Source organism: Paenibacillus artemisiicola (genome assembly GCF_017652985.1).
In the GTDB taxonomy this organism is placed as follows: Bacteria; Bacillota; Bacilli; order Paenibacillales; family Paenibacillaceae; genus Paenibacillus_Z; species Paenibacillus_Z artemisiicola.
Map to the genome: position 1 here is coordinate 47,220 of NZ_JAGGDJ010000013.1, position 21,573 is coordinate 68,792.

19 protein-coding genes and 1 tRNA gene are annotated in these 21,573 nt (G+C 65.0%); 5 read left to right on the forward strand and 15 right to left on the reverse strand.

The window, feature by feature from the left end:
- Positions 1-17: 17 nt before the first annotated feature.
- From phnE (I8J29_RS16825) to I8J29_RS16875, 11 genes are all read right to left on the reverse strand, one after another.
- The gene (gene phnE, locus I8J29_RS16825) at positions 18-857 is read right to left on the reverse strand and encodes a phosphonate ABC transporter, permease protein PhnE (protein WP_208848699.1); all 840 of its coding nucleotides are present in this window, start codon (positions 855-857) and stop codon (positions 18-20) included.
- Complete coding sequence (phnE, locus tag I8J29_RS16830) at positions 854-1,642, reverse strand: phosphonate ABC transporter, permease protein PhnE (RefSeq protein ID WP_338113197.1); 789 nt, start codon at positions 1,640-1,642, stop codon at positions 854-856. Before phnE (I8J29_RS16830) ends, phnE (I8J29_RS16825) begins: the two co-directional genes overlap by 4 nt.
- The gene (gene phnC / locus I8J29_RS16835; protein WP_208848701.1) at positions 1,617-2,405 is read right to left on the reverse strand and encodes a phosphonate ABC transporter ATP-binding protein; all 789 of its coding nucleotides are present in this window, start codon (positions 2,403-2,405) and stop codon (positions 1,617-1,619) included. The genes phnE (I8J29_RS16830) and phnC overlap by 26 nt, the downstream gene beginning before the upstream one ends.
- A 19-nt stretch (positions 2,406-2,424) precedes the next feature.
- The gene (gene phnD, locus I8J29_RS16840; RefSeq protein WP_208848702.1) at positions 2,425-3,474 is read right to left on the reverse strand and encodes a phosphonate ABC transporter substrate-binding protein; all 1,050 of its coding nucleotides are present in this window, start codon (positions 3,472-3,474) and stop codon (positions 2,425-2,427) included.
- Between the two features lie 225 nt (positions 3,475-3,699).
- The gene (gene phnF, locus I8J29_RS16845; RefSeq protein WP_208848703.1) at positions 3,700-4,437 is read right to left on the reverse strand and encodes a phosphonate metabolism transcriptional regulator PhnF; all 738 of its coding nucleotides are present in this window, start codon (positions 4,435-4,437) and stop codon (positions 3,700-3,702) included.
- Positions 4,438-4,549: 112 nt separating this feature from the next.
- The gene (locus I8J29_RS16850; RefSeq protein WP_208848704.1) at positions 4,550-5,197 is read right to left on the reverse strand and encodes an LbetaH domain-containing protein; all 648 of its coding nucleotides are present in this window, start codon (positions 5,195-5,197) and stop codon (positions 4,550-4,552) included.
- 527 nt (positions 5,198-5,724) lie between these two features.
- Positions 5,725-6,606 (reverse strand): TolB family protein, encoded by an 882-nt coding sequence (locus I8J29_RS16855; protein ID WP_240546256.1) that lies wholly within the window; start codon positions 6,604-6,606, stop codon positions 5,725-5,727.
- Positions 6,607-7,219: 613 nt separating this feature from the next.
- Positions 7,220-9,250, reverse strand: a complete 2,031-nt coding sequence (locus tag I8J29_RS16860; protein ID WP_208848705.1) for a Na+/H+ antiporter — start codon at positions 9,248-9,250, stop codon at positions 7,220-7,222.
- Positions 9,251-9,714: 464 nt separating this feature from the next.
- Positions 9,715-10,044, reverse strand: coding sequence for a hypothetical protein (locus I8J29_RS16865; RefSeq protein WP_208848706.1), 330 nt, complete (start codon positions 10,042-10,044; stop codon positions 9,715-9,717).
- Positions 10,044-12,050 carry a PrsW family glutamic-type intramembrane protease gene (locus tag I8J29_RS16870; protein ID WP_208848707.1) on the reverse strand — a complete coding sequence of 669 codons (2,007 nt, stop codon included), beginning with the start codon at positions 12,048-12,050 and terminating at the stop codon, positions 10,044-10,046. Before I8J29_RS16870 ends, I8J29_RS16865 begins: the two co-directional genes overlap by 1 nt.
- Positions 12,051-12,592: 542 nt before the next feature.
- The gene (locus I8J29_RS16875) at positions 12,593-13,477 is read right to left on the reverse strand and encodes an AraC family transcriptional regulator (protein ID WP_208848708.1); all 885 of its coding nucleotides are present in this window, start codon (positions 13,475-13,477) and stop codon (positions 12,593-12,595) included.
- 126 nt (positions 13,478-13,603) lie between these two features.
- Here I8J29_RS16875 and yicI point away from each other — a divergent pair, with 126 nt between their 5' ends.
- Positions 13,604-15,928: an alpha-xylosidase gene (gene yicI / locus I8J29_RS16880; protein ID WP_208848709.1), complete on the forward strand. Its 2,325-nt coding sequence runs from the start codon at positions 13,604-13,606 to the stop codon at positions 15,926-15,928.
- A gap of 170 nt (positions 15,929-16,098) precedes the next feature.
- On the opposite strand, the gene I8J29_RS16885 is transcribed toward yicI, so the two are convergent.
- Together I8J29_RS16885 and I8J29_RS16890 are read right to left on the reverse strand one after the other, a co-directional pair.
- Positions 16,099-16,854, reverse strand: a complete 756-nt coding sequence (locus I8J29_RS16885; protein ID WP_208848710.1) for a 3-oxoacyl-ACP reductase family protein — start codon at positions 16,852-16,854, stop codon at positions 16,099-16,101.
- 131 nt (positions 16,855-16,985) lie between these two features.
- Positions 16,986-17,546, reverse strand: coding sequence for a TetR/AcrR family transcriptional regulator (locus I8J29_RS16890; protein WP_208848711.1), 561 nt, complete (start codon positions 17,544-17,546; stop codon positions 16,986-16,988).
- 163 nt (positions 17,547-17,709) lie between these two features.
- On the opposite strand from I8J29_RS16890, the gene I8J29_RS16895 reads away from it, so the two are divergent.
- Complete coding sequence (locus I8J29_RS16895; RefSeq protein ID WP_240546257.1) at positions 17,710-18,075, forward strand: hypothetical protein; 366 nt, start codon at positions 17,710-17,712, stop codon at positions 18,073-18,075.
- Positions 18,076-18,160: 85 nt separating this feature from the next.
- On the opposite strand, the gene I8J29_RS16900 is transcribed toward I8J29_RS16895, so the two are convergent.
- Positions 18,161-18,373 (reverse strand): aspartyl-phosphate phosphatase Spo0E family protein, encoded by a 213-nt coding sequence (locus tag I8J29_RS16900; protein WP_090640361.1) that lies wholly within the window; start codon positions 18,371-18,373, stop codon positions 18,161-18,163.
- A gap of 187 nt (positions 18,374-18,560) precedes the next feature.
- On the opposite strand from I8J29_RS16900, the gene I8J29_RS16905 reads away from it, so the two are divergent.
- A tRNA-Asp gene (locus I8J29_RS16905) sits at positions 18,561-18,637 on the forward strand.
- A 73-nt stretch (positions 18,638-18,710) separates the two neighbouring features.
- Positions 18,711-19,673, forward strand: coding sequence for a tRNA glutamyl-Q(34) synthetase GluQRS (gluQRS, locus tag I8J29_RS16910; protein WP_208848712.1), 963 nt, complete (start codon positions 18,711-18,713; stop codon positions 19,671-19,673).
- A 165-nt stretch (positions 19,674-19,838) separates the two neighbouring features.
- Here the strand turns inward: gluQRS and I8J29_RS34230 are convergent, their stop codons facing one another.
- Entirely contained in the window at positions 19,839-19,973 is a 135-nt protein-coding gene (locus tag I8J29_RS34230; RefSeq protein WP_276316295.1) for a hypothetical protein, read from the reverse strand.
- 157 nt (positions 19,974-20,130) lie between these two features.
- Between I8J29_RS34230 and I8J29_RS16915 the strand changes: the two genes are divergently transcribed.
- On the forward strand, positions 20,131-21,573 hold the full coding sequence (locus I8J29_RS16915) for a spore germination protein (protein ID WP_240546258.1): 1,443 nt from the start codon (positions 20,131-20,133) through the stop codon (positions 21,571-21,573).

Sequence of the window (21,573 nt, forward strand, 5' to 3'; positions counted from 1 at the left end):
CGTTGTGTCCTACCTTCCTACTTGACGTTCAGTTTCATCCGGTTGCTCAGCCACTCGACGCTGAACACCATGGCGAAGATGACGAGCGCCGCGAACAGCGTCTTGTCGAACTCGTACATCCGCATCGCGTTGGCGATCTCGAAGCCGATCCCGCCCGCGCCGACCGCGCCGAGAATCGTCGACTCGCCGATGTCGATCTCGAGCCGGAACACGCTCCACGCCACGAACGAGCTCATGACGTTCGGCAGGATGCCCTGCGCGATGACCTGCAGCCGGCCCGCGCCCGTCGCTTCCAACGCTTCGATGGCGCCGGGATTCACTTCCTCGATCGACTGCGCGAACATTTTCACCAGCATGCCGACCGCGTGCGTCGCGATGGCCAGGATGCCCGGCAGCGGCCCCATGCCGACGGCGACGATGTACAGCAGCGCCCAGACGAGCGTCGGAATCGCCCGGACGAGCGAGGCCAAGCCCTTGACCGCCCACGCGGTGCGCGGGGATACGTTGGCCGCGGCCACGAAAGACAGGAAGAAGGCGATCACGATGGCGACGGCCGTGCCGACGACGGCGATTTCGAGCGATTCCAGCGCGGCCTTCAGGACGTACGTCCATTCCGTGGGGTTCGGCGGGAGCATCTCGACGAGCATCGAGAAGAGCTTGCCCGTGCCGTGCGACAACAGCGAATAGTCGAAGTTCATCTTGACGAGACAGAAGACGAAGAAGACGGCGCCGAAGATCGCCGCTCCCGTCAGCACGGGATCGCGCCGCCGTTTGGGCGGCTCGCCGAACGCGCCCGCCGGCAGCCGGGACTCCTCGCGGCCCAGCAGCTTCGAGCCTGTCGCGTATTCCGGGTTCATAGGATCCTCTCCCTGATTTTACTGGTCACGAATTCCGTGCCCGCCACGAGCAGCAGCACCAGGATGACCGCCAGGCTTACTTCCTTGAACTGAAACAGCTTCAGTCCTTTCTGAATGACGAAGCCGAGCCCGCCGCCGCCGACCATGCCGATGATCGTCGACGACCGGACGTTCAGCTCCAGCTTGTACAGCGACCAAGCGACGAAGCCGGGGAAGAACTGCGGCACGACCGCCTGCCCCAGCACCTGGAAGTACGACGCGCCCGTCGCGCGCACGGCCTCCACCTGGCCCATGTCGATTTCCTCCAGAATTTCCGCGTACGCCCGCGTCAGCGTGCCGATCGCCGTAATGATGAGCGCCAGCGTGCCGACCAGCGTGCCGAGGCCGTAAGCGGCGACGAGCACGATCGCCCAGATGATCGTCGGAATGTTGCGCATGACGGAAGCGAAGGCGCGCGTCGCGACCTGCACCCCGCGATGGGGCGCGGTCGTCTGCGCCGCCAGGAACGCCAGCACGACGGACACGGCCGCGCCGATCACCATGCCGATGTAGCTCATGTAGATCGTGTCGAGCGCGGGCCCGAGCAGCTCGTTCAGCGTCGACAGGTCGGGCGGGAGAAAATCGTTCACGACGAACTTGAACATCTCGCCGACGCCTTGAAACACCGTGTACGGCGTAAATCGGGTACGCACGGACGAGACGATGACGAGCGCGAGCGCCAGCGCGACGCCGAGCAGCGTCTGCAGCCGCTTCTGCCGCCTAAGCTCCAGCAAGCGCTTCTCCACCCTGTTCCCTCCCATCCGGCGCGGCGCCGTAGATCCGGTGAATCACGTCTTCCGACAGCTCCCCGGGCGGGCCGTCGAAGACGACCTCGCCCTTGTGGATGCCGATGATGCGCGTCGCGTAATCGCGGGCCATCGCGACCTGGTGCAGGTTGACGATGCACGTGATGCCGTCCGCGCGGCAGATGTCGCTCAGATGCTCCATGATCGCCCGGGACGTGACCGGGTCGAGGCTCGCGATGGGCTCGTCGGCCAGGATGAGCTCCGGCTTCTGCGACAGCGCCCGGGCGATGCCGACCCGCTGCTGCTGGCCGCCGGACAGCTCGTCGGCGCGCTTGTACATCTGCTGCGACAGGCCGAGCCGGTGCAGAATGCGCTTCGCTTCCTCGACGTCCTTGCGGGAGAAGAGGCCGAGCGAGCCGCTGAACGCGTTCATGTAGCCGAGCCGTCCGTGCAGGACGTTGCGCAGCACCGACACGCGCTGAATCAGGTTATAATGCTGGAAAATCATGCCCGTCTGGCGCCGCAGCTGGCGCACCTGCCGGCCCGAGGCGCCGGCCGCGTCGATCTCCTGGAAGCGAATCTCGCCGCCGCTCGGCTTGACGAGCCGGTTGATGCAGCGGAGCAGCGTGCTCTTGCCCGCGCCGCTCGGCCCGATGACGGCCACGAACTCGCCGCGCCGGACGGAGAAGCTGACGTCCTTCAGCGCCGCCGTGCCGTCCGCATACACTTTGCTCAGGCCGTGGATTTCCAATAACGAAGCCATTTTCGCAACCCGCCCTTCCTTATTTCAGCAGTTCCTCGGGGCTCATGTTCAGCGCTGTGGCCGTGTCTTTGACGACTTGATAGTCGGCGTCGGTGACCGGGAAGTAATGCGTCATATTGCCGTTCGCGTCCTTGAAGAATTCCGGGTTTTGCTTGTCGTAGTTGAAGACGAAGTCCTTGATCTTCTCCACGAGGTCGGCCGGCAGGTCGCCGCGGTACGCCAGCGGGGAGCCCGGAATCGGGTCGGACGTGCCGATGACCTTGTAATCGGATTTCTTCACCAGACCGGCTTCGACGACGCGATCGATGCACGAATCGCAGACGCCGGCGCCGTCGGCTTGGCCTTTGGCGATCGCGATGATCGACTTGTCGTGGCCGCCGGAGAACGAAACGTTGGAGAAATACGACTCGACTTGGTCGTTCGTGATGCCGAGCTCCTTGATCATCATCATGCGGGGGAACAGGTGGCCGGACGTCGACGCCGGGTCGGCGAACAAGAACGTCTTGCCTTTCAGGTCCGCGATCGACTTGGCCGGCGAATTCGCGGGCACGACGATCAAGCTGTGGTAGAAAGCGGTTTCCTTGCTGGCCGCCTTGACCGCGAACGGCACGGCGCCGCTGCGCTGGGCGGCGATGATGTACGAGAACGGCCCGAAGCCCGCGATGTCGATCTTCTTCGTGCGCATCGCTTCGATGACGGCCGTGTAGTCTTCGCCGACGTACAGCTCCGTCTTGATGCCGAGCGCTTTGCCCAGGTCGTCGACGAACTGCTGGTTGCCGCGCGACAGCTTGCCTTCTTCCTCGCCCGGCAGCACGCCGAAACGGATGACCTCCGGCCAGTCCTTCTTGTCGTCCGCCGGAGCGGTGTTCGCCGCGGCGTCGTTCGTCGCGGCGTCGTTCGCCGGCTTGTCGGCCGCGTTCCCGGCCGCGTTCGCGCCGCTGGCGTTCGCGCCGTTCGCGTTGCCTTGCGCCGCGTTCGCCGATTGATTGTTATTGCCGCAGCCTGCCGTAAACACGATGACCATAATTGCCAGAATAGTCAGAATACTGAACCAATGACGCTGTCTCATGGCTTGCGTACACCTCCGTATTGTGGAAAACCCGCTTGACTTCGCCTCGAACCGACGCTTTCGGATCCGCGGCATGACTTAGGGACCTTGCGGACCTTGCCTTGAACGACCGGGACTGAAACGGATGAATCAACGCCTTGCCTTGAACGTCAACGACCTTGAACATAACCGGCTTGAGCGCGAACGGTCTGAAGCGCGGCGCCCTCGTCTGTCGGACGCGGACGGTCAGGCCTCGAATTGAATCGATACTTTGCACAGGTCGCCCCGGTATTTGGCCGAGGTCAGCTCCACCCGGCGGCCGTGCTGGTCGCGCATGACGCTTTCGATGTGCAGGATGCTCGTGTTGGGGGAGATTTGCAGCATGCTCGCTTCCGCCAAGGTCGGGTTGCCCGAACGGAACGTGGACTGCATGCGGTAGAGCCGCATGTCGTAATGCTGCTCCAGCAGCGCGTACAGCGACGTCATCCGCTCGACGGTGTCCAGCAGCTCGGGAAAATACAGCCCCGGCAGCCAGGTCTCGTTCCAGGACAACGGCACGTCGTCCGCCAGCCGCAGAATTTGCAGCCGGTACACCGGGTCGCCCTCCGTCAGCCCGAGCGCGTCCGCGATGTCCCGCGGCGCGGCCAAGCGATCGCGGCTGAGCAGCTTCGCCTCGGGCCGGCGGCCGAGCCGGCGGATCACGTCGGAGAAGCGCATTGCCGGCGTGATCGTGTACTGGATGTCGAGCGGCTTCTCGCAAAGGAAGTAGCCCTTCCCTTGGTGCGGCCGCAGCACGCCGGTGAGCACGAGCAAGTCGAGCGACTGGCGGATCGTGTAGCGGTTGGCGCGGAAGCGCCGGCCGAGCACCTGCTCCGACGGCATGCGGCCGTCCTCGCTGTAGAGCCCTTCCCGGATTTCCGCGAGCAGCTTGTCCGCGATGATGTGGTATTCGGGCACCTGCGGCGTCTTAGCGAATCGTTGCATGGTGGCGGTTCACCTCCTTCATGGATCGGCTTGCTGCCTAGAAGCTAACTTGTCGACATCAGGCGAATGTTAACCCGGCTTAACGGTTTTATGAATTTGCCGCCGAAACGACCTAAATGGCGTCATATTTGGAAAGAAATTGCTCCAAATCGTTGAAATCCGCAAACCGTTCCTCCAGCTGCTCCCTTGTCCAGTCCCACCAAGCGATGCGCTCGAGCCGCTCCGCCGTCTCCTTCGGAAACCGTTCGCGGATCGGCTTGGCCGGCACGCCCGCGACGATGCAATACGGCGGCACGTCCTTCGTCACGACCGCGCCGGACCCGACCACCGCGCCGTTGCCGATCGTGACGTCGGGCATGATCGTCGCCCCGTGTCCGATCCATGCGTCGTGGCCGATGGTCACCGGATGCGCGCGCCGCCAGTCGAAGAACGCCGCGTCGTCCGTCTCGTCAAAGCCGTAGGCGACCCTGCGGTACGTCGCATGGTGCAGGGTGACGCGCCACATGGGATGATTGCCCGGATTTATGCAGACATGCGAAGCGATATTGCAGAACTTTCCGATGGTTGCATAGTGGATGATCGCTTCGTCGACGCAATAGCTGTAATCGTCCATCGTGCTTTCCATGATGCGGCTTCTCGCGCCGACGGCCGTCCATTCGCCCAGATGGCTGCGCTGCACGACCGCCGTCTCGTCGATGTTCGGCTCCCGGTTCAATTGCCCGCGCCGCCGCGATTCCTGATGGACATACGTTAACGCCATGCTTGTTTCTCTCCCTCCTTTATCGTTCTAGTTCAAGCTTATCTTGTCGATATGTAGCGCGGGTTAAGGTTTGTTTAAGTTCGTGTAATGCCCGTGAAAAGCCGCGCCGGCCCACGGGGCCGGCCGTTCGGGCCGGAAACGCCGCGGCTCCGGGGGGCGCGGCGGACGGAACGGCAAAAAACGCGGCCGTTTACGTTTTCGTAAACGGCCGCGTTTTTTGGCGGATTGGCGCCGGGGCAAGCGGCTGCCCGAAGCGAGTATCGGCGCGGCGCCGGGCCGCGGACGAGCGCGCCGAGCGATGCGTCGGCGCTTGGTCACGAGACTTAGCGGCGAGCAGCGTGGCGGCGCTTGGGGCTCGAGGCTGGTGCCGGGAAGCGCGTGGCCGCGCGCGCGGCGCCCGGCAATCCGCAAAGGCGCCCCCGCGGCTAGGCGGCGATGCCTGCAAACGAAGCCTGCCCGCTTGGCGCCGGACCAAGCGACACCTCGGCACCGGGCCGCGCGCGGCATTCATCGCCCCGCCGCGGGTGCTACCCCTTCAGCCGATAGCTGACGAACGCGAGCTTCCGGCTGTCCGGCGACCATGAATTGACGTTGATCGTCCCCTGTCCGCCGAAGAGCGCCGCCAGCGTCCGAAACGCGCCGCCTTCGCTCGGCATAAGCCGGAGCTCGACCTGCTTGTTCGCCGGATGGTCGTTCGGCGCGACGTCGCCTTTGCGGTAGACGAGATAGGCGACGGCGCGTCCGTCCGGCGACACATGCGGAAACCAGGCGTTGCTTTCGTCGAAGGTCATCTGCGTCGGTTCGCCGCCGTCCGCGTTCATGCGCCACACCTGCATCAGCCCGCTGCGGGTCGAGTTGAACCAGATGTGCCGCCCGTCCGGGGAGTACTCCGGACCGTCGTCCAGCCCCGGCGTATCGGTCAGCTGCGTCTCGACGCCGCCTTCCGCCGGGATGGCGTAAATATCGTATTGCCCGTTTCGCTCGGCGCAATAAGCGAGCGTGCTGCCGTCCGGCGACCAGCCGTGCAGGTAGCTCGGCGCCATCGGCGTAATTAGCGTCGGCCGCCCGCCGGCGAGCGGCAGGACGTAGATGCGCGACTGGCCGTCCTCCCGCGTGTGATGGCTGACCGCGACCCGCGCGTTGTCCGGCGAGAGCACGTGGTCGTTGTTGCAGCGGTTCGCGAAGCCGGAATCGATGGCGGAGGACTCGCGCGTCGCCAGGTCGAACGCGTGAAGCAGGCCGCCGCTGTTATAGATGAGCCGCGCGCCGTCGCGCGTCCAGTTCGGCGCCTCGATCAGCTCGTCGAACTCGGCGAGCGTCGTCCGTTCGCCGGTCTCCGCGTCGATCGTCTCCAAGACGCTGACGACGCCGCGGTCCTCCGGCCGAGGCATTTCCCGTATCGTGTCCATGCGTTCCCCTTCCTCTTGGCGGGAAGAAATCGCGCAAGCGCTCTCATTCAAGCACGCTCGCGTGCGCGACCTGCGCGGTCCCGCCCGTACTGCCCATTATGCGCGATTCCGGACAAGGTGGCAATGGCAGCCGCGGCGGAAGGTAACCGTATCACCCTCTTGCCTCATTTCCGCCCGCTTCCCCTACCATGTAGGTTACCGGATCACCTTCTTGCCCCATTTACGCTCGCATTCCCCACCATGTAGGTTACCCGGTCACCTTCTTGCCCCATTTACGCTCGCACTTCCCACATGTAGGTTAGCCCGTCACCTTCTTGCCCCATTTCCGCTCGCATTTCCCACCAAGTAGGTTACCGGATTACCTTCTTGCCCCATTTCCACTCGCATTCCCCACCATGTAGGCTACCGGATCACCTTCTTGCCCCATTTCCGCACGCTTCCCCCACCATGTAGGTTACCGGATCACCTTCTTGCCCCAAAACCGCCCACATTTCCCGCCATGCAGGTTACCGCGCACCAAGCGCACTCCGGCAACCGACTCCCCGCAAAAAAAACGGGACCCGCTCCCGGACCGCTCCGGCAGCGGCTTCCCGCTTCCAACCCGCACGCGCGCTCACGCCTGCAGAAAATTGCCCCAATTCGTATCCAGCACTTCCGCTTCGTGCATGCTGATCTGGAATTGCAGCTTGCTCAGCTGCTGCCGGCCGATGTTGCCCTGCCGGTATTCCTCCTGCAGCGCCTCCCGCTCCGCCTGCAGCGAGAGCATCCGCAGCGTCTGCACCTGCTCCTCCTGAATCTCCGCCGGGTCCGGCGCGGCGAGCTTGTTGTTCAGCATGTTGATCATTTGGCGGTAATGGCCGCACACGCGGTTGACGGTGGAATCCTGGCACGTCTCGTTGACCTGCAGCTTATCCAGCGCGTACGCCGCGGTCGCGATGCGCAGCCGGATGAACGATTTGCGGTCGACCGCCTTCAGGCTGTCGTACATGCGCCGCTTGGCCGGCTGGACCGCCGTCAGCACCTTGTTCACGAGCGCGTACAGCAGCAGGTAGAAAATATGGAACCGGTTCGAGACGACGAGCTCGATCCGGCGGAAGATATTTTGCAGCACGACCGCTTCCTCCGGCTCGATCTCCCCCTTCTCCCGCAGCAGCTGCACGCACCGGCGCTCTTCGGCGATGCCGAGCTGGCGCAGGAACAGCTCCTCCGAGCGCGCCTTGCGGGACAGCATCTCGTACGTGGTCCGCTTGACGTCCGACAGCCGCTGGTCGTTGTCCGCGATCACGATCGCCGCCGAATGGGTATTGTCGTCGTCGATGGCAAGGCGCACGGCCTGGTTGGCCGCCTTGATCGCGGCGATTTGCGCCCGGAGCTCCTTCTCGCGGGCGTTCGACGCTTCGTTCTTCGGCGACGACTCCGCCAGAAGCGGCAGCATGACGCTCGCGATGAGGAGCGAGACCAAGATGACGCCGGCGGCCAGGAAGATCATGAGATCGCGCTGCGGGAAAGGTTCGCCGCTGCCGACCATGAACGGAATCGTAAACGCGCCCGCAAGGGTGATCGCGCCGCGGATGCCGGACAGCGACGTCAGCCCGATCCCGCGCCAATCGTAGTTTCTGCTGGCGCCGGGCTTGGTCAGCCGCTCCGACAGGGTCAGCCAGACGAAGCGCAGCGCGATGAGCAGCAAGTAAATGGCGAGCACGTACCCGACGACTTTGAAATTGTCGTACGCCCGGTTGCTGAAGATGCTGGTCGCGATCGCCGGAATTTGCAAGCCGAGCAGCACGAACACGAGTCCGTTCATGATGAAGAGAATGATGTTCCACGTGATTTCCGACACGAATTTCTGCTCGATCGTCGTGAAGCCGGAACGGTCCTGCTCGATCGCGTGCAGAATGCCGCCGGCGACGGCCGCCAAGATGCCGGACACGCCCACATGCTCCGCGGCGTAATACAGGATGAACGGCGTGACGATCTGAATGAGCACGTGCACGGACGCGTCCTCGATGCCGAACCGGCGCAGCGCCATGCGCCCCCAAATGATCACGAGCGCCAGCACGGCGCCGACAAGCAGTCCGCCGACGGCAATGACGACGAAGCTCCAGGACGCCTGCCAGATCGAAAACACGCCCGTGACCGCGGCGCCGATGGCGAACTTGAACGCGACGAGGCCGGAGGCGTCGTTCATGAGCGACTCGCCCTCGAGCACCCGGTGAATGTTCGCCGGCAGCTTGACCCGCGAGGCGATGGCGGAGACGGCGACCGCGTCCGTCGGGGACAGGATCGCGGCCAGCGCGAACGCCGCCGACAGCGGGATGGCCGGGATCAGGGCATGAATAAAATATCCGCCCGCGACGACGGTCAAGAGGACGAGTCCGACGGCCAGCAGCACGATCGGCAGCCTCAGCGCCCACAGCTCGTCCCGCGGCGTCCGCCGGCCGTCGTTGAACAGCAGCGGCGCGATGAAGAGCAGGAAGAACAGCTCCGGCTCCAAGGAGACGTGGATATGCCAAGGCAGATAGACCACCAGCGCCCCGAGGCCGATCTGAATGATCGGCAGCGGAATGAACGGCAGCGACCGCTGCGCCACCTGGGAGACGGCAAGCATCAGCAGCAGGACGAGGACGATTTCGAATAATTCCATGGGTTTTTCACTCCGGCATTCAATATGATTTCGCGGGTGCTAGCTTCTTCCAGACGGCCCGCCCCGTCTTCAGGATACCCCGTTCGCGGCCGGTCAAAACTCCGCTTGCGGCGCTTGGGACGGATCCCGATGCGGCGGCGGGTTCCGGCAGGAGGCTGGGCCTCGCTTCCAAAAGCATACGCCAGCGGCGACGGCAATCGCAAGTACCGGCGCGATCGGCCGACGGGAATCGCGGCTGCTCCGCGCAGGCGCAGGCTTCCTGCCCGAACGGCAAAAAAGCCGCCCGAAGCGGGACGGCTGTTCGCGTTTCTTTCATAAGGCTTAAGGGGCGCTATACTAATAGGCAGCTCGCGAAGGCGGCTTCGCGCGGATGCGCGCTTCTCCGTTTCCCGGCGGACCGGACGCCGGCGGACCGGACGCCGGCGGACCGGACGCCGGCGGACCGGACGCCGGCGGACGCGCGGTCATCCGATATACACGACCGCTCCCTCCCGCTCGAACGCGCCGGGCAGCTCCTCCGTCAGCCGGCCGAGGCGCGCCAGCAGCAGCGCCAGGCGGTCGCCGTCCAGCGCGCGCTCCGCCCACGCCCGCAAGCGGCCGAGCTCGCCGAGCACCTCGGGCACGTCCGCCTTCGTCAGCTCGACGCCGGTCGCGAAGAGCGGCACCCACCGCAGCCCGAGCTCCTCCGCCGCGGGCTCCCAGCAATCCTCGAAGAACGCCTCGGTCGCGACCGGCACGTGGAACAGCCGCTCGGCGTCGCTGCCCGGTTCGGGTATGAAAGCACTGATCGACATTACGGTTTCCCCCTAAATAAGACTTGGAACGTATGATCCGGAAATTCGGACCGGAGCGCGTTCAGACTGTTCTCGACCGCGCTTCGCAGCGCCGGCGTGTCGCCGTCCAGCCGGAAAACGAAATGCTTGATGGACCGGATCTGTTCCAGCGACGGCACGTCCGGCGTGCCATGCGCCGTCGCACGGGTTCCGGCCGCCTTGGCCGCCAGGTTATGAATCCTGGTACGGGTCTTCGCGAGAATCTGCTTGTCGGCGAACTGCTGCGGCGTCTGCGTCGGCAGGCCGGTCCGCGGGTTGACGATATCGAGGCCGCGGGCCGTCTTGTCTTCGTAGAAGATGCCGCGCTCCGCGTCGATCTCGTCGAACTCCCCGATCGGATTGCCCCGCTGGTCGACAATTTCGACCTCGCGGTAGCCGTTCCCTGCCGCCGGCGCGGCATCGTCGTCCTTGTCGCCCTCGTCTCCGTCCCGGTCGCCGTCCTTCTCCTTGCCGGCGTCCGGCTCGTCGCCGCGGTCCGGATGCGGTCCGCCGTCCTCCCGGGGCGGCTTGCCTCCCGGCATGTCGGGCTCTTCCTTCCGGCCGAGCCGCCCGAGCTTCTTCAGCAGCCGCTCGAGCGGGCCGCGCGCCTTCTTCCCCAGCCATTCCGCCGCCCTGCCGAACGGCAGCCGGCTGAGCACGATCGCGGCGACGGCGGCGATCGCGTTCTCCGGGGTCAGCAGCCGCTTCGGATCGCGGATGTCGGCGGCGATTTCGTGTCCGCTGCCCGCGACGCCGGGGATCGTCAGCGCGAGGCCGAGCGCCGGCCAGAACTCCAGGAAGAGCAGCCCGAGCGCCAGCGCGCCGACGATGATGGCGCCTTTCTCCAACCCGCTCAGGCGGTCCCACCAATTCTGAAGCGAATCGAACAGGCAGGCGAAGCAGGCATCGGCCGAAGGAACGGCCGCGTGCAGCTGCGCCCAAGCGGCGAAGCCGGCGGCGGCGCCGGCCGCCAGCAGCAAGGCGCCGAGCCCCGCCGCGGCCCGGTACAGCCGCTTCGTCCGTTCCCGGACGGCGTCCTCCCGGCCGAGCGCCTCGGCGTTGCCGTACAGCAGCAGGTAGGCCAGCTCCCGCCGCTGCCGATAGAAGCCCATCCGGTACGCGAACGAGCCGCGGTCCCGGAACAAGGCCTCGAGCATGCCCCACAGCTCGGAGAACGGATTAAGGACGGGCAGCTCGCCCGGCAGCAGGGGCAGCTTGCGCCGAACGGAATTGAGCGCCCAATAATCGTAACAGACGGCGGCTGCCAGCAAGAGCAGGAATGCCGGCCGCGTCTTGTAGCCGCTGCCCGTCCATGCATGGACGGTCATGACCCAATCCGGCAGGCTGATCTGCCCGTTGTAGGCCGCGTGGTCGAGAATCGCCCAGAGCAGCAGCAGAACCGGCAGCAGCCAGAGCCACCGGCTCCGCTTGGCCCCGAACCGGACGGCCGCGCCGACGCCGAGGGCGACCATCGCCGTATGCACGGGATGGCTGACCGTCATGAGCGACGGGAGGAAGCTCTCCTCGAAGCGGCCCGGGAACAGCGCGAAGAAGTCCCAATGGATCGTCTCCCCGCCGAGCATCGTGTAGCTGTAGCCGTACAGATCGGAGAGCTTGCCGGCGTTCGTCCAGCGCCGCGACAGCTCCTCGGCCAGCTGGAAGCCCGCGCCGGAAGCGGCGCCGGCGAGCGCGTAATCGCACAAGCCGAGCGCGGACGCGCGCCGCGAGAACAAGAGCAGCGCGCCGAGCGGCAGCAGCTTCCATGCCTCCTCGACGATCGGCGTCAGCACGGCCTGCGACCAGGTGTCGCGCGCCCGCCCGCCGGCCAGCGCGTGGACCGCGTTCACCGTGAACGCCGTGAACGGGACGACCAAGAGCGCGCCGGCCATGACGAAGAGCGCGGTTTGCCGCCAGGTGAGCGTCTTGCCGCGGCACAGCGCCCAGAACTGCAGGACCACGTAGAACGACCATAAGTACTGCACCAGCATCGTTCGCGATTCCTTCATGAAGACGAGGCTGAGCACGAGCGCAGCGAGCGACAGCCAGGCGTACAGCGCGTACGCCGCGCGAAGGGCCGGATAGCGCGCGTTAAGCGCTTTCAGCGCGCGGAAGGCCGACTCCCCCGCGTCTCGGATGCCGGTGCGGATTTGCCAGAACGTAGTCGCGATTTTGGGTTCCCTCCCCGTGCGGTGGTAGGCGATGCGGCCGGCGGCGATCGGAATGCAAGGAGCCGCCTTGGCCGCACGCGCAAATATACCCTTTTACCCCGCGGAGCGGCCGGCGAAAACGCGAGACGCAAAAATAAGACCCCGCTCCCGGGTCGGGAGGAGGTCTCGGCAAGTCTCGCGCGGCCGCGGCGGGACTTGCGGCGCAAGCAGGCGCGCCGCTCCGCCTATGCCCATGGCGGCAGGTCGAGACGCGGCGCAGCCATCCTTCGTTCGATGAAGGGACTAGACGGTACTTGCCGAACGAAACGATCTTCCGCGGATAGCCGAATTACCCGATCGCCGAAGATCCAGCCCCTGTCCGCTCACGCCTGCCCCCGCCGGCGATGCCGGTACTCGGACGGCGTGCACCGGAACACCGCGCGGAACCGGTTGCAGAAGTAGCTGAAATTGTCGAAGCCGACCTCGAGCGCCGCCTCGCTGACGGACATATTCCGGTCCTCCAGCAGCGACGCCGCGATCCGGATGCGCAGCGCGTTGACGTATTCGACGGGCGTCTGGCGCATGAACGATTTGAACACGCGCGAGAAGTGGCCTTCGCTCATCCCCGCCTCGGCGGCCAGCTCGCGCACGGTCAGCTTCCGGGCGTAATGGGCGTCGACGTACGTCAGCACCGCCTTCAGCCGATCCTGGGTCTGCGCGTCGAGCGGCGAACGGGCCGGCCCTTCCACGAAGGCGCCGCGGGACGCGTACTCGGCGAAGAGCTGGTACAGGCCGCCCTTCAGCCGCAGCGGCTTCGCGGGATCGTCCGCGTGCTCCAGGTCGAGCAGCGGGCCGAGATGGCGGAAGAGCGCCGGCGCGAGACCGGGGACGGCGCCCGCGAAGGGCACCGGCAGCCCGCGCCCGGCCCGGATCGGCTCGAGCAGCCGCTGCGCGGCGCCGTCACCGGGGCTCGTCAGCCAGTCCGGGCGGAACACGACCGCCCCGTACGAGCAGGCCGCGCCGCCGCGCGCGTAGCCGCCGTGCAGCTCGCCGCCCGGAATGTACAGCACGTCGCCCGCGGCGGCATGATACGCGGTCAGGCCGATTTGGAACACCGCCTCCCCGCTCTCCACCGCCAGAAACTCCGCCTCCTCGTGCCAATGCGCGTCCAGAATCGGCTCGCCGGCCGCCCGCGCCATCCGGTACACGCCGACGGGAACGTCGGGACTCCCGTGCCGGCGGTCCTCCCGTAAATGCCGCTTATCCATGCCATCGCCGCCTCATGATCAGAATCGTATTAATATAGAGCATAATACTGCAAGAGAAGCGGCATTTCAATCAGTATACTGTTAGCAAACGCAATCATTCCGATACGACGAGAGGATGGAATCACGATGAAATTCAGCGACGGCTACTGGATGACCCGCGAAGGCTACGAGGTCATTTCCCCATACGAGGTGCATGACGTCGTCGTCGGCACCGACGGCATCACCGTGTACGCGACGCACCGCCATTTGGAAACCCGCGGCCACACCTTGAACGCGCCCCTGATCACGATGGAGTTCTCGTCGCCGATGAAGGATATCATCCGCGCGAAATTCTACCATCATAAAGGAACGCGCCGGCAGGGTCCCGCTTCGTTCCCGCTCCTGACGCCGGACCGCGCGCCCGTCGAGATCGAGAACGGGGCGGACGCCGTCACGCTGAAGAGCGGCGACGCGGCCGTCACGATCACGAAGGCCCATCCGATCCACATCGTCTATACGTATAAAGGACGCAAGCTGACCCGCGGCGGCTCCCGCGCCACCGGCTTCGTCCAAGCGGCCGACGGCCGCCATCACTTCCGCGAGCAGCTCGACCTCGCGATCGGCGAAACCGTGTACGGCCTGGGCGAACGCTTCACGCCGTTCGTGAAGAACGGCCAAACCGTCGACGTCTGGAACCAGGACGGCGGCACGGCTTCGGAGCAAGCCTACAAGAACGTTCCGTTCTACGTCACGAACCGCGGCTACGGCGTATTCGTCAACCATCCCGAGCTCGTCTCCTACGAGATCGCGTCGGAGAAGGTGTCCAAGGCGCAGTTCAGCGTCGCCGGCGAATCGCTGGAATACTTCGTCATCGGCGGCGATACGCTCAAGGACGTCCTGGCCAACTACACCGCGCTGACGGGCAAGCCCGCCCTGCCGCCGGCCTGGTCGTTCGGCCTCTGGCTGACGACGTCGTTCACGACCAACTACGACGAAGCGACGGTCACGAGCTTCGTCGACGGCATGGCCGAGCGCGACATCCCGCTCGCGGTGTTCCATTTCGACTGCTTCTGGATGAAGGAATACGAATGGTGCAACTTCGAATGGGACGAGCGCGTCTTCCCGGATCCGCGCGGCATGCTGGAGCGCCTGAAAGCGAAAGGCCTGCACATCTGCGTCTGGATCAACAGCTACATCGCCCAGCGCTCCCCGCTGTTCGACGAAGCGGCGGCGCTCGGTTACCTGGTGAAGCGCGCCGACGGCAGCGTCTGGCAATGGGACCTGTGGCAGTACGGCATGGGGCTCGTCGACTTCACGAACCCGGCGGCGTGCGACTGGTACAAGAGCAAGCTGGCCGCGCTGATGGACATGGGCGTCGACAGCTTCAAGACGGACTTCGGCGAGCGCATCCCGACCGACGTCGTCTACCACGACGGCTCCGATCCGCACCAGATGCACAATTACTACACCCAGCTCTACAATAAAGTCGTCTTCGAGCTGCTGGAAGAGAAACGCGGCAAAGGCGAAGCCGCGCTGTTCGCCCGTTCCGCGACCGCCGGCGGCCAGCAGTTCCCCGTCCATTGGGGCGGCGACTGCGAAGCGACGTTCGATTCGATGGCGGAAAGCCTCCGCGGCGGCCTGTCGCTCGGCTTGTCCGGCTTCGGCTTCTGGAGCCACGACATCGGCGGGTTCGAAGCGAGCGCGACGCCGGACCTGTACAAGCGCTGGGTTGCCTTCGGCCTGCTGTCCAGCCACAGCCGCCTGCACGGCAGCACGTCGTACCGGGTGCCTTGGCTGTTCGACGAGGAAGCGGTCGACGTTCTCCGCCATTTCACGAAGCTCAAGCTGCGCCTGATGCCGTACCTGTTCGGCCAGTCGGTGCAAGCGAACAAGCTCGGCGTGCCGGTCATGCGCGCGATGGTGCTGGAATTCGGCGGCGACCCGGCTTGCGATTATCTGGACCGCCAATACATGCTCGGCGATTCGTTCCTCGTCGCGCCGATCTTCAACCCCGATGGCGAATCGGTCTATTACGTGCCGGCGGGCACGTGGACGCACTACTTGACCGGCGAGCGGATCGAGGGCGACGCGTGGCGCAAGGAAACGTTCGATTACTTCAGCCTGCCGCTCTACGTGCGCGAAAACTCGCTCATCCCGGTCGGCGCCGAGGACGGCCGTCCGGACTACGACTACGCGTCGGGCGTGACGCTGCAGCTGTTCGCGCTTCAAGACGGGGCTTCCGCTTCGGCCGTCGTGCCGGACGTGACGGGCGAAACGGCCTTGACCGCGACGGCTTCGCGGCGCGGCGGCGAGATCGCGCTCGACGTCGACGGCGGCGCCGAAGGCTGGAGCCTGCTCCTCCGCGGCGTCGAAGCGGTCGCTTCCGTCGAAGGCGGGCAAGCCGACGCCGGCGCGGAAGGCGTCCGGATCGTGCCGGCGCCGGGAGCCAAACGGCTGGTCGTTCAACTGTAAGTTCGAGCGCGGCGGAATCGGGAAACAAAGGAACGGAAAGCCAAGTAACGGAAGCGAAGAATGGCGATACGAAAAAAAGGGAAGCCGCAGGCTCGAGCCTGCGCGCTTCCCTTTTTTCGTCCTGCGGCGGAGACGGCGCAGCCGCGCGCCGCGTCCCCTCCCGCCGGGCCTTAGATCATGAAGCCGCCGTTGATGTCGAGCGACGCGCCCGTGATATAACCGGCTTCCGGCGACGCGAGATACGCGACGAACGCGGCGATCTCCGCCGGCTTGCCGTAACGGCCGCCCGCCATCAGCGTCCTCAGGAAATCCGCGAACGGCCCTTCCGCCGGATTCATGTCGGTATCGACCGGTCCCGGCTGCACGTTGTTGACGGTAATGCCCCTTGGGCTCAGGTCGCGCGCCAAGCCGCGGGTCATCCCCGCCACGGCGGCCTTCGTCATGCTGTACAGGCTCATGCCGGCGAAGCCGCTGGCATCCGCGTTCACGCTGCCGATCGTGATGATGCGGTCGCCCTCGCCCATCTCCGGCGCGGCGGCTTGCACGGCGGCGAAGACGGCGCGGACGTTCACGGCGACCATCCGGTCGAACTCGTCGAGCGTGAAGGCATCGTATGGCTTGACGTCGAGCAGGCCGGCGTTGTTGACGAGGATGTTGACGCGGCCGAGCTTCGCCGCCGCCTCGGCGACGGCGCGCTTGACCGCCTCGCCGTCGGCTCCGTCGGCGCGAAGAGCCAGCGCCCGGCCGCCGCCCGCTTCGATGTCCTTCGCAAGGCGATCCGCTTTTTCTTGCGCGCTGGCATACGTAAACGCGACGGCCGCGCCTTCTTCCGCGAGCCGTCTTACGATGGCCTCCCCGATGCCGCGGGAACCTCCCGTCACGAAAGCGACCTTGCCCGTAAACATACCGTTTGTTTTCATCGTCATTATCGATCTCTCCTTGTAGGTTGAATGGATGGTTGAATAGTGAGCTGATGCAATGCACTAAAAAGCCTCGCGTGACTTGTTCCGCCTTACGCAAAATCGGGAATGATCGTTCCGGAAAAGCGCAAAAAAAATCAGCGCAGAAAATGCAGCGTCACCGCCACGATATTATCCAGCGCTTGACGATCCGAGGTTACGGCCGACACCGTAATGCCGTGCCGCGCATTGACAAGAAATTGGGCCAAAGCGCGCAAATCCGGCCTGCCCTTCAATTCCCCGTTGGAAGCCGCCCGCGCAAGCAGCTGATAGAAGGCCCGCTCGCTGCCCGCCGCTTCGGCTTGAACCCGGCTTTTCACTTCGGGATGGCCGCACATTTCGAGCGAAGCGCTGACCATGAGGCAGCTCTGCGGCATGTTATGCGCGATGAGCTTGTCGAAGAACGCAAGCAGCAGCTCCTTTGCCGTCCCTTTCCCGTAAAGGATCCCGGTCAGGTCCTGCGCCTGGTCCCCGTAACGGTCCAGCGCCACGAGATACAGATCCTTCTTGCTGCCGAACGTTTCGTAAATGCTGCTCCGGCTTAGGCCGGTCGCGTCCACGAGATCCTGCATCGACGCGCCTTCGTAGCCTTTCTCGCGAAAGACGCGCATCGCCTTCTCGATCGCGTCGTCGATATTGAACGTTTTGTTTCTTGCCATCGTTGATCATCCCCTGGTTCGTATCGTAACCCACTGCGAGACGAAAAGCAAGGTTTTTTCGGAACGATTGTTCCGTTTATTTTTTCCTTCGCTCAGAGGAATAGCCGAAACGCCGGCAGGCATAATAAGGCCGTTGTTTAAATCAAAGGAGGAAAATTCACCCATGCAATTCACGAACGCGTCTTGGAGCCAATCCCTGCACCAGTGCGAGCAAATCATCCAGCAGCTGGTGAACCAGACCCATCAAGCCAGTCAAAACTATCAAATGCTGCTGCAGCAAGAGCAGCAAAACGCGCAGCAGCTTGAACAGCTGGCGCAGCGCGAGCAGCGCGCCGCGCAAATTATCCAAACTGCGCTGCAGGGCCACCAAACGGCCATCCAGCAGCTCCAGCACGTAGCGGAGCTCTGCCGCCAGGCCGAGCAGCTCGCCATGACGCAGCTGGGCTCCCAAAGCCTGCAGCAGCCGGTTCAGAGCTTCGGCATGAACCCCTACCCGCAGCAGATGCACGGCTACCAATCGATGCATTAACGGGCAAACCGGAAAACGGCAGAAAGGCAAGGACCTCCGCGATCGCGGGAACCCTTGCCTTTCTTGTGTTTGCGCCGAGTACGCGCTATAAGACCCGTTTGATCTCGTAATAGCGCACGATCAATTTATCGAGCTTTTCCGACAGCCGAAGCAGGTCCTCGTTAACGGCGGCGAACGACCGCTCCATGCGGTTCAGCTCCTGCCGGGTGCCGTTGATTTCGTCGATCACGTCGAGCAGCTCGAACGGTCGAATCTCCGTGGACTTCGCGAAAAACAACTCCTTTCCGGAGGGCGGCATCGAATATTGACGCCATTGTCGTTTTGTCGTTCCATCATCGATAGCGGAGTATGCGCCTGGTGTCCTACCCAGGTATTACCACCGTATCGCAGGAAGTAAACAGAATGTATCATTATATTTGGATAGTTGGAAAACTTTATTGCGCCTCCGCGGCCGCCATGATATGATACTGCTTGTCTTGCGACGCGGAGCCGTGGTGTAGAGGCCTAACATGCCTGCCTGTCACGCAGGAGACCGCGGGTTCGAATCCCGTCGGCTCCGCCATTTCATAGTTCGAACGACCTGAGCAGGAGCTTGCCTCCCTGCTCATTTTTTGCATCCGAAGGAGGCCGCGCTCATGATGAGAGGACGATTCGCCCCGACGCCCTCGGGGCTCATGCACGTCGGCAACGCCAGAACCGCGCTGCTCGCCTGGCTGCAGACGCGCAGCGCCGGGGGGACGTTCCTCATGCGCACGGAGGACGTCGACACGTCCCGCTCCCGCGCGGAGCTGGCCGAGCAGGCGCTGGCGGACCTGCGCTGGCTCGGCCTGGACTGGGACGAAGGGCCGGACGTCGGCGGCCCGTACGGTCCCTACACGCAGAGCGAACGGTTGGACCGCTACGAGGAAGCGCTCGCCGCGCTGGAGCGCGCCGGCCGGCTGTACAGCTGCTTCTGCAGCCGGGCCGATCTGGCCGCCGTCGCGAGCGCGCCGCACGGGCTCGGCAGCGAAGGCGCGGCCTACCCGGGCACCTGCCGCGCGCTGACGCCGGCGGAGCGCGCGGAGCGGCGGCTGCGCAAGGAGCCGTCGCTCCGGTTCGCCGTCGGCGCGGCGCCCGTCCGCTTCGACGATGCCGTCGCGGGCCCGCAGGCGTTCCCGCCGGGCGCGGGCGGCGACTTCATCGTCAAGCGGGCCGACGGCATGATCAGCTACCAGCTGGCGGTCGTCGTCGACGACGCCGCGATGGGCATCACCGACGTGCTGCGCGGCGCGGACCTGCTCGACTCCGCGCCGCGCCAGCTGCGGCTCTACGAGGCGCTCGGCCTGAGGCCGCCCCGCTTCGCCCACGTTCCGCTGCTGTTCGGCTCCGACGGCAAGCGGCTCGCCAAGCGGCACGGCGGCATTTCGCTCGCCGCCCTGCGGGACGCCGGCGCCGCGCCCGAGCAGGTCGTCGGCTGGCTGGCGCATGTCAGCGGGCTCGCCGACACGGACGAGCCGGTCCCGGCGCGCGAACTGATTCCGCGCTTTCATATCGGCCGCGTGCCCGCGGAGAACGTCGTCGTCACGGACGAGCTGCTCCGCCGGCTGCTTCGCGAGTAGCGCTCCTCTTTCTCTTGCTTCTCCTTCTTCTCCATAACCGCGCGGAACCGCGCGCACGGCGAACAAGCCGCCTTCGATCGCGAAGGCGGCTTGCCGCGTCGGCCGTTCCCTGAGCAGGGCCGCCGTCCTCCCCTTAACGGGAGGCTTTTTTCGTTTGCGCGCGTCTTAGCCGTTGCCGCCGTTGTTCGGCCGCATCGCCTTCGTGCCGCTGTCCTCGGCCAGCTTCTCGCCGTATTGGTCGAGCCGCCCCGGATGGGATTCCGGCCCTCTCCGCTTCGGCTTGTTGTTTCTGCCCGTCATGCTAATCACCTCCGTCTCGGATAAGATGGGCCCGAAGCACCGGTTTCATGCACGCCCGAAGCCCGCCTCTCGCGCTTCCCGGCAGCCCGCGCGCATAGAAGAAGCAAGGCCGGGGCATTCTGAAAACAGTCATTTCATGGAAAAGGGGGCGGCGGCGTTGAAAGCGGGCGATCAAGCGGCGGAACGGCTCAAGCAGGAACTGGGCACGTCCCCGGACTTCAACTGTCAGCCGGTCCCGATCGGCGGCGAGACGGCCGTCTACTGCTTGTACCTGGCCTCCATCACGCAATGCGCCATGATCGAGGAGCAGATTCTGAAGCCGCTCCTGGAAGCGCGGACGCGCCTGGCCGGCGAACCGGCATTGGACCCGGAACGGCTGTCCGACTATATTCCGATCGCCCGGAAGTCGTTCGGCGGAGGCGTCCGGGAAGCGGCCAAAAACCTCCTGGACGGCCAATGCCTGCTGCTGACGGCGGAAACGGCGGCCTTCTTGAGCTGCGACGTGGCCCGAAGCGATTACCGCGCCGTCGCGGAGCCCGAGACGGAAGCCGTCATCCGCGGCCCGCGGGAAGGCTTCGTGGAGGACCTGCAGGTCAACATGGCGCTGATCCGGAAGCGGCTGAAGACCCCGCATCTGGTCTTCGAGCCCTTCGTCATCGGCACGGAAACGGCGACGGACGTCTATATGGCGTACCTAAGCAACGTCGCCAACGACGCCGTCGTCGGGGAATTCCGCCGCCGGATCGAGGCGGTGCGGACGGACGGCATCCTGGAAAGCGCTTATATCGAAGAATGGATTCAGGACAAGACGCTGTCCCCCTTCCCGCAGCTGGCCAGCACGGAGCGGCCGGACGCCGTCGCCGCCAAGCTCCTCGAGGGGCATGTCGCCGTGCTGGTCGACGGCTCGCCGATGGCGCTGGCCGGCCCGCTGACGTTCTTCCAGCTGTTCTCCTCGCCGGAGGACTATTACCAGCGCGCGGATATCGCGACGCTGCTGCGCTGGCTGCGCATGTTCGCGTTCGTCCTGTCCATCTTCGTCCCTTCCCTGTATATCGCGATCGTCAGCTACCACCAAGAGCTGCTGCCGACGCAGCTGCTCATCAGCCTCGCCGCGCAGCGCGAGGAGGTGCCGTTTCCCGCCGTGATCGAAGCGCTGATCATGTTCATCACCTTCGAGATTCTGCGGGAGGCGGGCCTGCGCATGCCCCGCATCGCGGGTCAGGCGATCTCGATCGTCGGGGCGCTCGTCATCGGGCAGGCGGCGGTCGAAGCCGGCTTCGTCACGGCCGCCATGGTCATCATCGTGTCGCTGACCGCCATCTCCAATTACATCTCGCCGATGTACGGCTTCGGCATCGCCCAGCGGATCGTCCAGTTCGTGTTCATGCTGCTGGCCGGGGTCATGGGCTTGTTCGGCCTGCTCTGCGGCGTCTTCGTCCTGTTCATCCACCTGGTGTCGATCCGGTCGTTCGGCGTCCATTACATGGCCCCGCTCGCGCCGATGATGCCGTCCGACTTCAAGGACACGCTCGTCAGGCTGCCGCGAAAATTCATGCGCGGCCAGCCCCGGGAATTCAAGGCGAAAAACAACACAAGGTGA